Annotated in this window: 12 protein-coding genes and 1 tRNA gene; 6 read left to right on the forward strand and 7 right to left on the reverse strand. The window is 42.7% G+C overall.

Features of this window, described 5'->3' with window-relative positions; genetic code table 11:
- Positions 1-142: 142 nt before the first annotated feature.
- Positions 143-217 (reverse strand) — tRNA-Thr (locus BUB11_RS21350).
- 127 nt (positions 218-344) lie between these two features.
- On the opposite strand from BUB11_RS21350, the gene BUB11_RS21355 reads away from it, so the two are divergent.
- From BUB11_RS21355 to murC, 4 genes are all read left to right on the forward strand, one after another.
- The gene (locus BUB11_RS21355) at positions 345-1,466 is read left to right on the forward strand and encodes a hydrogenase small subunit (protein WP_073032109.1); all 1,122 of its coding nucleotides are present in this window, start codon (positions 345-347) and stop codon (positions 1,464-1,466) included.
- A gap of 6 nt (positions 1,467-1,472) precedes the next feature.
- Positions 1,473-2,876, forward strand: coding sequence for a nickel-dependent hydrogenase large subunit (locus tag BUB11_RS21360; protein WP_200797966.1), 1,404 nt, complete (start codon positions 1,473-1,475; stop codon positions 2,874-2,876).
- A gap of 86 nt (positions 2,877-2,962) precedes the next feature.
- A complete protein-coding gene (locus BUB11_RS21365) occupies positions 2,963-3,619 on the forward strand; it encodes a cytochrome b/b6 domain-containing protein (RefSeq protein ID WP_073032113.1) in 657 nt (218 codons plus the stop codon).
- Positions 3,620-3,710: 91 nt separating this feature from the next.
- Positions 3,711-5,063, forward strand: coding sequence for a UDP-N-acetylmuramate--L-alanine ligase (gene murC, locus BUB11_RS21370; RefSeq protein WP_073032115.1), 1,353 nt, complete (start codon positions 3,711-3,713; stop codon positions 5,061-5,063).
- A gap of 70 nt (positions 5,064-5,133) precedes the next feature.
- On the opposite strand, the gene BUB11_RS21375 is transcribed toward murC, so the two are convergent.
- From BUB11_RS21375 to argF, 6 genes are all read right to left on the reverse strand, one after another.
- On the reverse strand, positions 5,134-5,697 hold the full coding sequence (locus tag BUB11_RS21375) for a 5' nucleotidase, NT5C type (protein WP_073032117.1): 564 nt from the start codon (positions 5,695-5,697) through the stop codon (positions 5,134-5,136).
- A 1-nt stretch (position 5,698) separates the two neighbouring features.
- A complete protein-coding gene (gene nadE, locus BUB11_RS21380) occupies positions 5,699-6,472 on the reverse strand; it encodes an NAD(+) synthase (RefSeq protein WP_073032118.1) in 774 nt (257 codons plus the stop codon).
- Positions 6,459-7,931, reverse strand: a complete 1,473-nt coding sequence (locus BUB11_RS21385; RefSeq protein ID WP_073032120.1) for a nicotinate phosphoribosyltransferase — start codon at positions 7,929-7,931, stop codon at positions 6,459-6,461. The genes nadE and BUB11_RS21385 overlap by 14 nt, the downstream gene beginning before the upstream one ends.
- Before the next feature lie 660 nt (positions 7,932-8,591).
- Positions 8,592-9,974, reverse strand: a complete 1,383-nt coding sequence (gene argH, locus BUB11_RS21395; RefSeq protein WP_073032124.1) for an argininosuccinate lyase — start codon at positions 9,972-9,974, stop codon at positions 8,592-8,594.
- Between the two features lie 85 nt (positions 9,975-10,059).
- Positions 10,060-11,268 (reverse strand): argininosuccinate synthase, encoded by a 1,209-nt coding sequence (locus BUB11_RS21400; protein WP_073032126.1) that lies wholly within the window; start codon positions 11,266-11,268, stop codon positions 10,060-10,062.
- A gap of 113 nt (positions 11,269-11,381) precedes the next feature.
- Positions 11,382-12,329 carry an ornithine carbamoyltransferase gene (gene argF, locus BUB11_RS21405; protein WP_073032128.1) on the reverse strand — a complete coding sequence of 316 codons (948 nt, stop codon included), beginning with the start codon at positions 12,327-12,329 and terminating at the stop codon, positions 11,382-11,384.
- 667 nt (positions 12,330-12,996) lie between these two features.
- On the opposite strand from argF, the gene BUB11_RS21410 reads away from it, so the two are divergent.
- A complete protein-coding gene (locus BUB11_RS21410) occupies positions 12,997-13,497 on the forward strand; it encodes a cation:proton antiporter regulatory subunit (RefSeq protein WP_073032130.1) in 501 nt (166 codons plus the stop codon).
- A complete protein-coding gene (locus tag BUB11_RS21415) occupies positions 13,497-14,726 on the forward strand; it encodes a cation:proton antiporter (protein ID WP_073032131.1) in 1,230 nt (409 codons plus the stop codon). The genes BUB11_RS21410 and BUB11_RS21415 overlap by 1 nt, the downstream gene beginning before the upstream one ends.
- Positions 14,727-14,743 lie beyond the last annotated feature (17 nt).

Below are 14,743 nucleotides of genomic sequence, written 5' to 3' on the forward strand. Positions count from 1 at the left end.
TCCACCTCGCGATGGACACCCTTGGTCTTGGCTGTACACTTCCCACTATCAGGGTGTGTTAGGGACTTTCACCCTTTAGACTATGCCCATGCAGGGCAAACCACAAAAACCCCGCAATTACTTGCGGGGTCTCGCTTTCCTATGGAGCCGATGGTCGGAATCGAACCGACGACCTGCTCATTACGAGTGAGCTGCTCTACCTCTGAGCCACATCGGCATTTTACGGACGATAGTAATCTTACTTTATTTTAGCGGTTTCGTCAATATTATTTTCACATTATTTATGTAAAATTGAGTTTAATCTTCTCTTTTAGGAAATAATATCCTTTCAAGGAGGATTAGATATGTTAAGCCGACGTGACTTTCTCAAATTAGTGGTCAAAGGTGCTGTATTAGGAAATTTTTATCAGCTTATCTCTCCTCCTCTAGCAGAAGCCGTAGCAACTGGTGAGGTGAAAAAACTTCCCGTGATCTTGATTGAGACTGGTACTTGTACCGGAGACAGTATCTCTCTTGATAATATTTGGACACCTACCTTTTCTGATATTCTTACCAACATAGTCGATTGGCGCTATGATTGGAGCATGAATCAAGCTCAAGGAGATGCTGTCTATGGCGTCCTTCAGGAAACCTATGAAAAAATGCCCAACGAATATATTCTTCTTGTTCAAGGATCCATGATCCAGCGTGACAACGGTAATTATAACCATGTTGCGTATGATGATGGTAAGTTTATCACTGGAATTGATCTTGTTCGCCGCATAGGACTAAAAGCAAAATACGTTGTTGCCATCGGCAGTTGTGCTACCTACGGCGGACCGGTTGCCGGTTATCCCAACCCAACTCAGGCAACTGGAGTTCAAAATATTCTGCCTGAACGAAAAGTCATTAATGTTTCCGGTTGCCCAGCTCATCCAGATTGGATCATGGGCACCTTGCTCCATTTGGCCTTATATGGTGAACCTGAGCTTGAGAAGTTTGGACGGCCAAAACTCTTTTACGGTGAAACTGTGCATAACCGCTGCCCTCGCAGGCGCGATTATGATCAGGGGATTTTTGCCACAGATATCGGGCAGAAAGAATGCCTTTTTCGCATTGGCTGTAAAGGTCCGGTGACCTATGCAGATTGCCCGATTCGCCGTTGGAATGACCGATTCAATTGGCCGATTGGCTGTAATACGCCGTGTATCGGTTGCACTGAACCCGGTTATCCCGATCTTATGTCCCCGTTTACAGCGCACTTGCCCGACATCCCCTTTCCGGGAGGGACAAAAGTAAACACGGACAAGATTGGGCTTGGGGTTTTAGGATTAACCTCCGCAGCTATTACTGGACATGTCGCAACATCTCTCTATAAAGGTCGCATCCAGAAGAATTTACTTAGAACCTCTGTCAAAGCTCAACATCGACCTATCGTTAAAAAAGTCAAGACTTCCCATCAGTATCGGCTCAAAAGACTTAAATAATTAGGAGTGAATATGCTAGAAAAGAAAATTATCTTTCCGATTTCTCGAATCCACAATCCTATGTTATTGGAAGCTTGGCTCGAAGAAGGAGAAATCAAAGACGCCTTCATTTCCGATACACTTTATCGTGGGTTTGAACAAATTCTAATTGGCCGCTCCGCCATGGACATGCCGTATTATACTCAACGCATCTGTGGCATTTGTTCGTCTGCCCATGCTATTACATCGGCACTGGCTGTAGAACAAGCTTTAGGCATGCACGTCCCTCCTAATGGGCTACTAATACGAAATCTGATTTTAGCCAGTGACTTTATTCAAAACCATATTCGTCACATCTATCTGTATACCTTACCCGACTATTTCCGCGGTCCAGATATTGGTCCATTTCTTCCCCATTCAGAAGCAGATTTGCGTTTATCAAGTAAAGAAAATACAACAATGACTGAGCACTATTTTAAGGCTTTAGAAGTCTCCCGAGATGCCCATGCAGCCTTTGCGGTTTTCGGAGGCAAAGCCCCTCATGGCCATGGTATCGTTCCCGGTGGGGCCAGTATGGAGGTCGATGCCGATAAAGTAAACCGTTATCGAGGATATATGATGATGATCCTCAGTTTTATCGACGATGTCCTGCTTCCGGATGTTACCCTGATTATGGAACGTTATCCTGAATACATTGACCTTGGCAAAGGAATCGGGAACTATATGTCAGTCGGGGGTTTTACAAGTCCAGAAGGAAGCACACTTTTCCCTCAAGGGGTCATTCTTCAGGGAAAACGAGAAAGCTTTGATGAAAAACATGTCACAGAAGATGTAACAAACGCTTGGTATAAACCTCACGGACCTCTTCATCCCATGGAAGAGGATACGGTTCCCGACAGAAGTCAAGCCAAAGGATACACCTGGGTTAAATCCCCTCGTTACCGAGGTCAACCCGTAGAAGTAGGTCCTTTGGCACGGGCCGTAATTAACAAGGAAAAGGTTATCGGCCATGGTGCACTCGGTCGGACATGGGTACGCGCACTTGAACTCAAAAAAATAGCTGAAACCACTTTAGAATGGCTTAAACGTCTCGAACCTGGGGCCGAAACCTTGGATCGAAAAATGGAACAAGACTCTGGGGTAGGTATCGGCCTCCATGAAGCCATGCGCGGTACCTTAGGACATTGGATTTCAGTAGAAAAAGGGCGGATCAAACACTATCAAATCATTACGCCCTCTGCCCTAAACTTTGGTGCACGTGATGAAGCCGGAACCCGTAGTGTCGGAGAAACATCATTACTCGGCTTAAAAATACAATCCGAAGATCTTAAGGAAGCAGGCCGAGTTATTCGCTCCTTCGACCCTTGCTTTTCTTGCAGTGTCCATATTATCGATGGAGAAAAAACACGCGCCTTAAAAATACAAGTCTGAATTGAATCAGAGTCCCAAACTCACCGTTCTACTGAGGCGTGAATCAACTATTCAAATAAAATGTACGTATAAGGCAAGGTAGTAACATGAAACACCATGTTAAATTAAGAAAACCTCTTATAAAAGAGCTTAAGAAAAGTAACGTGAAAGGAACAATTGTCCAATCTCAGCCCCTTTGGGTTAGAATTTTTCATTGGGGATTCGCCGTAAGTCTAACTATAGTAATTTTATCTGGCCTCCAGTTACATAAACCCGCGAGCTTCTTAGCCTTAAATTTTAGTAAAGTTTTGACTGCCCATATAGTTTTTGGCTGGTTTTCATTAGGATTTCTAGCAATACGCATTGCGGACGCTTTAATCCGTTGGGACGATTCTTTGATCCCTAAAGTCCAGGATCTCAGGCATTTCCCCCAACTCATGTCCTATTATTTTTTCCTGCGTTCTTCTCCGCCGCCAGCCAGAAAGTATAATAGTGGACAACTATTGATCTATTTCTCATGGTTCGTATTATTTCTATTGTCAAGTTTTCTCGGCCTGGTGTCTTATTGGCAAGGGGAACACCTTATATGGGTTTGGCGGCTAATAGGAGGTTTTCAGGTACTTCGATGGACTAAGTTTATTACCACAATCTATTTTCTAGCGACAATACCTGTCCACATTTATCTAAGTCTAACTGAGGATATTAGCCGTCTTCAAGCCATGGTCACTGGTTATGAACGAAAACCCTCGCCAAACAACCGTTAGTAAAAATTTTCCTCAAATAAAATGATACTTTTTGCTTAAAGTTTGGGTATAATGGGGGGTAGAGTTTTATACATGAAAGGGACGATTCGCCTTGGCATTACATATTCATTTTGTTGGTATTAAAGGGACCGGGATGAGCGCCTTAGCTCAAATCAGCACTCAGATTGACGGAGCAACTATTACCGGGTCAGATGTAGAAGAAAGTTTTTATACAGATAGTGTCTTAAAACGTGCTAATATTCCTGTTTTGGGTTTTTCTCCGACCAACGTAGAAAACGCTGATTTGGTTGTCACCTCTGCCGCCTATACCAATCAGCATCCAGAAATCGCCCGGGCTTTGGAGTTAAATATCCCCGTCTTGAGTTATCCACAATATCTTGGGCATTTACTTGCCAAAAAACGCGGGATTTGTGTTACTGGAACGCATGGAAAAACTACAACAACAGCCATGATGGGCCTTGTTATGTTGAAAGCCGGATTCGATCCAACGATTGTTGTCGGCAGTGATGTCCCCAGCATCGGTGGAAATGCACATACTGGAAAAGGGGAATTTTTCTTAGCAGAATCCTGTGAGTATCGACGCCATTTCCTTAATTACTCTCCAGAACATTTAATCATTACGAACATAGAATTTGATCATCCCGATTACTTTAAGGATCTCGAGGATGTCATCTCTGCATTTGCCGAACTGGCTGTAAAGGTACCTGAACACGGTCATATCTACGTATGGGATGAAGATCCAAATCGGAAATCCCTAAAATCAGATGCGCCTGTCACGACTTTTGGTCTGTCTGAATCTGCAGATATACGAGCAACGGAAATCCTGTTTAAAGACGAAAAGAGCTCTATGAAAATCATTATAAAAGGTCAGTATGTGGGGGATCTGGATCTGCATGTCGCGGGAAGACACAACATTGTAAATGCTTTGGCAACGATTGCTCTATGCTATGAAATTGGTATTCCCATTAAAGAAATCTTATCTAGTCTGAGTCAATTCAATGGGACGAAACGCCGTTTTGAACATGTCGGCAGTAATACAAATGGGGCCCTAATCGTTGATGACTATGCCCATCACCCAACAGAAATTCGCACGACCTTAGAGGGGGCTCGCCTTTCTTTCCCTGATCGTCGCATCCGTGCTATTTTCCAACCTCATACTTTTAGCCGAACGGAAAAACTCTTACTTGAGTTCTCGCAAGCTTTTCAGGGGGCAGACGAAGTTGTTATTGCAGATATCTTTGCCTCAGCGCGAGAACTTGATCATTACACTGTTTCTGCCCCAAATCTGGCCGAAATGATCTTAAAGCAAGGTATTCAGGCCCGCTACATTGGAACGTTGGATGACATTAAGCTTTATCTTAATGAAACTCTCGCACCCGAGGATCTTGTCCTTACTTTAGGGGCTGGGGATATCTACAAAGTGGGCTTAGAAATCGTTAGTTAATATTAGATTTATGATAAAGCAAAGGCCTTTCATACACTTCACAATAAAGTGGCGAAAGGCCTTTTAAACGTTAAAGATTTTTCGGGCAGAGTTCTTGTATGCCTGTAATTATTTCCTCCCAACTATGGCAACGGGTAATGCCTGGAGGAAGCTCTTCTTGATTATAACTTGCATTTAATAGAAACACTGGCACCCCACATTCCGCTATTAATTTAGCATTTACTTGGTAATCTTCGATAAAGGCCTCGATTCCCCATTCTTTAACGAAGTCCACCTTACTGCCAAACCCTGTGAAGAGCACATGCTTATGATGGATTTCTCTTAACGCAAACCAGCGCACTGTGAGATCCTTTTGTTCAGGGGTTCGGGCTGTGATATAAATTATTTCATGTCCTTCTTGAAGAAGAGTTTCTATCCCTTCTTTTGCGCCAGGTACAGGTTCTGGCATCATGAGCAAACGTTCTATATTGGTCTCGAAAAAGTCGTTCATATCCTCAGTTGTTACATCAAAAGCTACATGCATATTATAATCGTCGATGAACGGTATATTCTTACCGTAGTGGCGATTTAACTCCTGTAACCAAATTGGATAGCTATCGGAAATTACTCCGTCAATGTCTACTCCTATACGCACGTTAATCTAACCTCTTAAGTTTCGGAAGCTCAAGGCTTGGCGGCATATTACGTTTATGTTCACTCTGACGATGGAGAGACTCAATACGTTCTTGAACTTCAGGCGAGACCTCTTCCCCCAGCAGATAGCGATCTATCTGATCATAGGTAATTCCTAATTCAGATTCATCTGTCTGACCCGGCCATAGCCCCGCAGTCGGTACACGGGTAGCAATTCTCATAGGCAATCCCAACATCCTCGCCCAAGCGCGCACTTCTGTCTTTGTGAGTGAACTGATCGGTAAGAGATCGACACCGCCGTCACCATATTTAGTAAAATATCCGGTGTAGCTCTCAGGTGCATTGTCCGTTCCTACTACCATATAATTCATGGCATTAGCCACGGCATACAGTGTGGACATACGTAAACGAGCCTTCAAATTCCCTTGGCTCATCTTTTCAGCCACTAAATTACAACTTATACTTTCCAAGCCCTTTTTGACTTGCCCCATGACCTGTGTATGGGCACCGCTCAGGTTTACCTCTATTGTTCTTATTTCGAAGCCTTCTGCAATCCATAATGCATCTTCTGTATCATCTGGATTAGAATGACTGGGCATAACTACTCCAATGCAATTTTCCGAAAATGCTCGACTGCAGAGCCCCGCGACTACAGCAGAGTCTACCCCCCCAGAAATTCCCACCACTACTCCCTTAGCCTTGGCTTCAGTAACTTTTTTTTGTAACCATTCCACCGTTTGATCAATTCGTGCTGATAATTCATTATCTGTCCACATTCTTACTCCACTCCTTGTTCGTTTCTTTAATATCATTGTGAATCGTCAAAAGTAATTGTTGTTTTAACTCAAAGAGATTGGTCGACAAATCTACAATATAGCGGTGGGGATTCGTCAATCGTTTCACTTCATCCCAGAAAGAGTCTAATTCTTTTCGAGCATAAAGTTGAATTTCTTTGAGATTCGGTAAGTCATACACTCGTTTTCCATCTCTAAAGACAGGCTTCAAAAGTTCTTTGGTTCGGAAATTTTTCAATGTCTTTCTTTTCCACGTCTGAATAGGATCGAAAATTGTCAGCGGTTTATCTTCTTCAAAAACTTCATCTTCCAAGGCAATAAGATCTGCCATAGCTTTGCCTGCTCTATCGTAAAAGCGCACAACTTTCTTAATTCCAGGATTAGTGATCTTAGTAATGTTTTCCGAGACCTTCAAACGAGGATGGAAATTACCCGGTTCTCCTTCAGCGGCCAGTTTGTAGACCCCCCCTAAAGAAGGGTTATCCTTGGATGTAATGAGATTCGTTCCAACGCCCCAGGAATTAATCGCTGCCCCTTGGGCTCGAATGGCGAAGATAGTTTCCTCATCTAAATCATTTGATGCAACAATAATAGCATTCTTAAGTCCTGCTTCATCAAGCATGCGACGGGCTTCTTTAGACAAATACGTTAAATCTCCACTGTCCAGACGAATACCTAGGAAATGATGCCCTTCTGCCTCAAGCTCAAGCCCTACTTTAATCGCGTTAGGAACTCCAGATTTGAGGACATTGTATGTATCTACAAGCAACAAACAGAGATCCGGAAAAGTATGGGCATAGGCTCGAAATGCTTCCAGTTCTGTTGGAAAACATTGAATCCAACTGTGCGCCTGGGTTCCTGCCACAGGGATACCATAACGCATCCCTGCTAAGACATTGGAGGTGGATTGACATCCACCGATGAAGGCTGCCCTTGCGCCTAAGACCCCTGCGTCCGGGCCCTGGGCTCTCCGCAAGCCAAACTCCATCACTGGGCCACCATCTGCAGCCGTAACTACACGGGAGGCTTTTGTAGCAATGAGAGTTTCAAAATTAACTAAGTTAAGAATAGTAGTCTCCAACAACTGAGTTTCAAAAATACGCCCTTTAACACGCAATAGCGGTTCATACGGAAAGACAGGAGTCCCCTCTGGAATCGCATCGATGTCCCCCGTGAAGCGAAAGTTACTCAGCTCACTAATAAACTCCTCGTTAAATAAGTTTAGACTTCTCAGATACTTCAAATCCGCTTCCCCAAAGGTGAGGTTCTCAATATATTCAACGACTTGTTCAAGCCCTGCCGCCAAAGCATATCCCCCTTTAAACGGCAACGAGCGAAAGTAGACATCAAATACTGCCTCTTTATTCTGACAACCATTAACTAAATAACCCTGCATCATAGTTAATTGATAAAGATCTGTGAGCATTGTTCGGTTTTCCATTGATTATGCCTCGCTTCGTACTTTCAAACATAGTTCGATTTATTTCTATATAACTATAGGATGCAATATCTTTTTAAAATCATGCGTGAGAATTTCGACCTCTATGCAGGATTTTCCTGCTTTACGCTAAAAATAAAGAAACTTGACACGTTCTATGCCGACAAAAAAGGACCGCCAGCGCTACCAAGTTACATTTATACTAGCAAAAGAAGTGATATTTTCCTGACTGTTAACAGTAAACTTTTACTTTATGCTAGATATAAAAGGAAACCTAAAGGCCTTGCTTTAGGTTTTTGTGTTTTTATGTCGGATTTTCGCGTACAAGAAAAATAGTTATCCACAAGAAAAGTCTAATTGTCCACTTTTCATCCCATGCTTATCCACCATAAATACATTGAATTTCGACCTTATCCACAGGTTTATCCACACTGTACACAGTTATTATCCTCATTCTGTTGAAAAGCATTGGTTTATATCCTTTGATGGTGCTTGGTACAGACTTTTCTAAAACCCCATACCGGTATGAATACTCCTTTTAAGTACACAATTCCAAGTTAAGACTTATTTTCCGCGCATATCCTCTATTAACAATTATTCAGTTTATTCCGTTCGACATAATATTTCGTTTAGTCAAGACCTGGTAACCTAAGTCAGTAGACCCTACCAAAGCAAGTTTTCTAAAGCTTTACGACTAACCTTGATTGCCTCAGCAACAGTTTCTGGTGAAGGGCCGCCTGTAATCTTTCGAGCACGAACGCAATATTCGATTCCAATCGATCTAAACAGATCCTCTTCAAAAATTGGGGAGAGTTCTTGGTAGTCGCTTAAACTTAAGTCTTCCAAGCCAATTCCTTTTTTGCTGCACTGTAAAACTATGCGACCGACTAACTCATGAGCTTCCCGGAAGGGTATCCCTTTCTTAGCCATGTAATCTGCTAAATCTGTGGCATTGGTAAACCCGCCTTTTGCCCCAAAGGCCATCGTGTCTCGATTTACCTGCATAGTCCTTATCATTGGTTCTACAACCAATAAGCATTTTTGAATTGTATCCACTGCATCAAAGACCTGTTCTTTATCTTCTTGCATATCTTTGTTATAAGCGAGCGGAAGCCCTTTCATAACGGTTAGGAGTGCTACTAAATCACCATAAACGCGTCCGGTTTTTCCCCTCACTAATTCTGCGACATCAGGATTTTTCTTTTGAGGCATGATACTGGACCCTGTTGAATACCCGTCATCCATCGAGATAAACTGGAATTCTCCGCTGGACCAAATAACCAGTTCTTCACACAGTCGGCTCAAATGCATCATGAGGATCGACGCGCTTGCTAAAAATTCCAGCGCAAAATCCCGATCGCTCACTCCGTCGAGACTGTTTAAGGTGACTCCATCTAATCCCAGTTCTATGGCCACTTGCTCTCGGTCAAGTGGAAACGTCGTTCCAGCCATAGCGCCTGAACCCAGTGGGGATATATTTAACCGTTTCCGTGTATCTTTAAGTCGACCCAAGTCACGTAAAAACATTTGCACGTAGGCCATCAGATGATGCGCCAGCGTAATAGGCTGTGCCTTTTGCAAATGAGTATACCCAGGCATCCATGTTTCAAGATGCTCTTCTGATAATAGGAGAAGAGTTTGAATTAGCTGTTCTGCCAGGTTCTTAGTTTGGTCGATTTCACTTTTTAAAAAGAGTCTTAAATCTAAAGCAACCTGATCATTTCGACTGCGTCCCGTATGCAGTTTTTTTCCTACGGGCCCAATCCGCTCGGTTAAAAGCTTTTCGACATTCATGTGGATGTCTTCTGCACCAATCTCAAACTCAACTTTTCCCGCTTGAATGTCTTCTAGTATTCCAGTCAACCCCTGTATCAATTGGTTTGCTTCCACTTCAGAGATAACTCCGACCGTCCCAAGCATTCTTGCATGGGCTATACTTCCTTGAATATCTTGTTTGTACAGGCGTTGATCGAAACGAATTGAGGAATGAAAGTCTTCCACCAATCCCTCTGTACTTTTTTCAAAACGTCCGCCCCAAAGCTTCACGTTACATCTCCCTTTCATCTATTGTATTACTCCATTTAGTACTAAAAAGAAAGCGCCGGGTGCCGGCGCTACTCTTTCACTGCTCTTATTTACGCAACCCTGATTCTTTCTCCATTAAAGCTCTTACTTTAAGTGGCAACCCGAAGAGGTTAATAAAGCCTCCCGCATCTTTTTGATCATACACACCATCTTCTCCAAAGGTTGCATATGCCTCATTATAGAGAGAATAAGGAGATTTCACACCTGCTAAAGTGCAGTTTCCTTTGTATAATTTCACCCGTACTGTCCCTGTAACATTTTTCTGGGTCACATTAACAAAGGCATCCAAGGCTTCGCGCAACGGAGAATACCACACTCCATCATACACGATTTCAGCATATTTTAAAGCAATTTGTTCTTTATAATGGAGCGTTAAGCGATCAAGCGTGAGACGTTCCAGCGCTTGGTGAGCCATATAGAGAATCGTTCCGCCTGGAGTCTCATAGACACCGCGCGATTTCATGCCCACAAGCCGATTTTCAACCATATCAACGATTCCGACCCCATTTTTGCCGCCTAGTTCGTTGAGGGTTTCCAATAAAGCTACAGGGGCGATTTTCTGGCCATTCAAAGATGTAGGAACCCCTTGTTCAAATCCCAGTTCGAGATAGGTTGCCTCATCTGGTGCATCCTCGGGAGAAACTCCTAATAAATATAAGTCACGTTTTGGTTCATTCCAAGGATCTTCTAAATCCCCTCCCTCGTGGCTTAAATGCCAAAGGTTGCGGTCCATGCTATACGGACGGTCCTTAGTCACTGGAACAGGAATTCCACGTGCTTGGGCATAGTCAATGCAATCCTCGCGAGACTTGAGATCCCAAATCCGCCATGGTGCAATGATCTCCAAGTCTGGATTAAGCGCTTTGACACTCAGTTCAAAACGGACTTGGTCATTCCCCTTGCCTGTTGCTCCATGGGCAATCGCCACCGCGCCTTCCTTTGCCGCGATTTCTACTAAACGACGAGCAATCAACGGACGGGCAAACGAGGTCCCTAAGAGATAGCTTCCTTCATAAACTGCTCCAGCCTTTAGCGTTGGAAAAATAAACTCCGTAAGAAATTCCTCTCTCAGATCTTCTATATACAGTTTGCTTGCACCGCTTTTAATCGCCTTTTCCTGTAGGGGAGCCAGCTCTTCTCCTTGCCCAAGATCAGCGGCCATAGCAATCACTTCATACCCATATGTCTCCTTAAGCCAAGGAATAATAATGGAAGTATCTAATCCCCCGGAATACGCTAAAACAACTTTTTTCATTTCTAATCTCCCTCTTTATTAAAGTAAATGTCCAAGTATTGTGTATAGTATACTACTATACTTTTTAGATTACACGCAAGTCATCCAGAAATCTAAAGCTAATGAGAAATACATTAAGCCATAACTAACGCCATGATCGCTTTTTGAGCGTGCAGACGGTTTTCTGCCTCGTCAAAGACGACGGATTGGGCTCCTTCAATTACATCCTCCGTAATCTCCTCACCACGGTGAGCAGGGAGACAATGCAACACAATAGCAGATTGATTGGCCCGTTTCAGCGAATCTGAATTAATCTGATAGCCTTTAAAAGCCTCCATACGTTCCTTTGCCTCAGCTTCTTGACCCATACTTGCCCAAACATCCGTGTAAAGCACATCGGCCCCTTTTACCGCTTCTGAGGGATCATCTACAACTTCTACTAAACCACCGTTATCCTTGGCATCAGCTTGAGCCTTGGCAATAATTAGTGGATCGGGCTTATAACCCTGAGGAGAAGCGATGACAACATGCAATCCCATCTTGGCACCGCCAAACATTAGAGAATGAGCCATATTGTTTCCATCTCCCACGTAGGCAAGCTTCAGGCCCTCTAAGCGACCTTTATGCTCCTGTATTGTCATGAGATCTGCCAAGACTTGACAAGGGTGAAGCAGGTCTGTAAGTCCATTAATAATCGGAATCGTAGAGAACTCTGCCAACTCTAAGACCTCTTGATGACTAAAGGTTCGAATCATAATCCCGTCGACCATCCTGGAAAGAACACGTGCTGTATCAGAAATGGGCTCTCCTCTTCCTAGTTGGATATCCCGTCCACTTAGAAAAAGTGCATGCCCCCCAAGTTGATACATACCAACCTCAAAAGAAACACGAGTTCGCGTTGATGACTTCGTGAATACCATTCCCAGCGTCTTTCCTTGAAGAATTGGATGAGGGCGTCCAGCTCTTTGCTCTGCCTTAAGGTCTTTAGCTACATCTAAAATAAAACTTAATTCATCTTGATTGAAATCATGAAGGGAAATAAAGTCCCGTCCTTTAAATAGTGATTTATCGATTGTTTTCATATTGCACCCACTCCTTTAATATGAATTATTATACAAGGCCATGTATAATAATTCAATAGCTAAATTCTTTTTTCCTTAGTCTTATTATCGTAATAATGGTTGGTTGGGTCCATCTTTTAGATGATTATTTTAACTTAACAGCTACGGCTTATCGTTCTTCCAGAAAGCAATCATTTCTGGCCGGCAAAAGTCAGTTTATTTAGTCTAGGACAAAAAAGCTCCTTCTGAGACGAACTCCATTACAACTTTATTATATCATCGAGGAGTATTGCTATATTATTTCAAACTTTTGACCACTTATAACTATCTCCACTAACATTAATGAAAACCTTGTTATTTAAATCTGCAACCATTACTTCGTGTAGCTAACGAATTGTGACAAAATCTTCTTTATCATTTCTCTATAAGCAATGCATGGGTATGATTAGCAGTTTTCTACAGTTATCTGACTTGAGATAGGTTTTACCTATTTTATTTGGTAAAACTATGATTTAACCACTAAATGTTGACAGGAAAATCAGAATTGTATAGGCTAATGACAGGAGTAACGAATAAAATACTTATATAATTAAACCTAGAGAAATCGACAATGAAAGACCTGAAAAATACCTGTTTTATATGAAATTATGCCTTCCCTTTTGTTTGAGTAATGATGGAGGTTGACAACATGAAATTAATTAAAGAAATAGATTTACCGGGTATTGGCAAAAAGTTTCAGCTCCAAACCCGCAGCGGAGAAAAGATCGTTATCGTGGTACATGATGACGGACGAAGGGAAATCTATCATTTTTATCGTGAGGACCCGGATGATTCTATCTCGATGGTAACCTTAGATGACGAAGAATCGCGCAATATAGCCGCTATACTCGGAGGAATGAATTATCGCCCTAAAGCATTAGAGACTGTGGATGTTGCCTTAGGCGATATGCTTATAGAATGGTACAAAATTGAGCCTGATGCTTATGCTATAGGAAAAACCATCGGGAATATGCGTATCCGAAAGGATACTGGCGGGACAGTTATTGCAATAGTAGAACATGATCAGAGCAAAATAGTCAATCCCGGTCCCGAGGCAACCTTTCAAAGCGGCGCTACAGTTGTAATTCTTGGTGAAAAGCACCAGGTTAAAGCGTGTAAAAAACTATTATTTCACGGATGTGTTCAATAATGGAACACTTGATACTGGAAATAGGGCTTGCACTGGCTTTAATTGCGGGTGCAGGAATTCTGGCCGGTAAACTCAGGATTTCTATTGTGCCAATTCTAATTCTGACTGGCATGGTAGTTGGTCCACAGGCACCTCACATAAGCGTCTTTGACTTTAGATTTATTCAGAGCGCCCCGTTAATTGACTTCATGGGACGTTTAGGTGTGCTGTTTCTCCTGTTTTCCTTAGGGTTGGAGTTCTCAATTAAACGTCTTTTGACTGCAGGTCCATCCATAATCAGAACCGGGATAATTTATATGGTTATTAACTTATCCATAGCTATTATATTTCCTTTACTGTTGGGTTGGCCGGTCAAGGAAATACTTGTTGTGGCAGGGATTATGACTATTTCCTCCAGCGCAATTGTAGCGAAAGTAATTGTTGATTTAAAGAGAGCAGCTAATGATGAAACTGAGATCATTTTGGGTTTGATGATGTTTCAAGATGTCTTCGTTGCTATTTATTTCTCTGTTGTTTCCGGCCTGGTTCTTGCCGGTTCAACCTCCGTTTCAGAGATAGTAACAAGCGCCCTAATGGCCCTTTTATTTATCGGTGGTTTTTTGTTCGTGGGGCATAAGTTGGTTCCAAAACTAGACCGTTGGTTGGATATCCCTTCCGACGAAACCTTTATGCTTGTAATTTTTGCTATTTTGGTTTTGGTAGCGGGTTTTTCCGAAACTTTGCACATTGCTGAAGCCATCGGAGCTTTATTAATTGGTCTGGTTCTGGCAGAAACAGACCATTCCGAACGCATAGAGCATTTAATTGTTTCCTTTAGAGATTTCTTTGGTGCCCTTTTCTTCTTTAGTTTTGGTCTAAGTATCGACCCCTTTGCCTTAGGCGGGGCAGTTTGGCCTGCAGTAGCTGCTGTCATTTTAACCCTTTTAGGCAATGTTGTGTCGGGTGTTTGGGCTGGGCGGAAAGCTAGTCTCTCCTACAGAGCCTCACTCAATATTGGTCTGACTATTATTTCGAGGGGTGAGTTTTCTATCATTTTAGCCACTCTTGCGAAAGCAGGCGGATTATTGACTTCGTTGCAACCATTTGCCGCCTTGTATGTTCTTATTCTCGCCATACTGGGACCCCTCTTGACGAAGGAATCACGTTGGGTCTATAACCGAATAAGGCCACTCCTGAAATGGCCGCAAATTCCAGATAGAAGAAAGCTAAGAAAAAATGCAGGTCAATGAGTTCACACTCAATTTGA

Source organism: Desulfosporosinus lacus DSM 15449, assembly GCF_900129935.1.
In the GTDB taxonomy this organism is placed as follows: Bacteria; Bacillota; Desulfitobacteriia; order Desulfitobacteriales; family Desulfitobacteriaceae; genus Desulfosporosinus; species Desulfosporosinus lacus.

Excerpts from the sequence above, each read along its gene's own strand:
- BUB11_RS21410 (WP_073032130.1), top strand. The coding sequence starts at position 12,997 with ATGAAATTAATTAAAGAAATAGATTTACCGGGTATTGGCAAAAAGTTT.
- BUB11_RS21400 (WP_073032126.1), bottom strand. The coding sequence starts at position 11,268 with ATGAAAAAAGTTGTTTTAGCGTATTCCGGGGGATTAGATACTTCCATT.
- BUB11_RS21355 (WP_073032109.1), top strand. The coding sequence starts at position 345 with ATGTTAAGCCGACGTGACTTTCTCAAATTAGTGGTCAAAGGTGCTGTA.
- BUB11_RS21415 (WP_073032131.1), top strand. The coding sequence starts at position 13,497 with ATGGAACACTTGATACTGGAAATAGGGCTTGCACTGGCTTTAATTGCG.
- nadE (WP_073032118.1), bottom strand. The coding sequence starts at position 6,472 with ATGTGGACAGATAATGAATTATCAGCACGAATTGATCAAACGGTGGAA.
- BUB11_RS21385 (WP_073032120.1), bottom strand. The coding sequence starts at position 7,931 with ATGGAAAACCGAACAATGCTCACAGATCTTTATCAATTAACTATGATG.
- argF (WP_073032128.1), bottom strand. The coding sequence starts at position 12,329 with ATGAAAACAATCGATAAATCACTATTTAAAGGACGGGACTTTATTTCC.
- BUB11_RS21365 (WP_073032113.1), top strand. The coding sequence starts at position 2,963 with ATGAAACACCATGTTAAATTAAGAAAACCTCTTATAAAAGAGCTTAAG.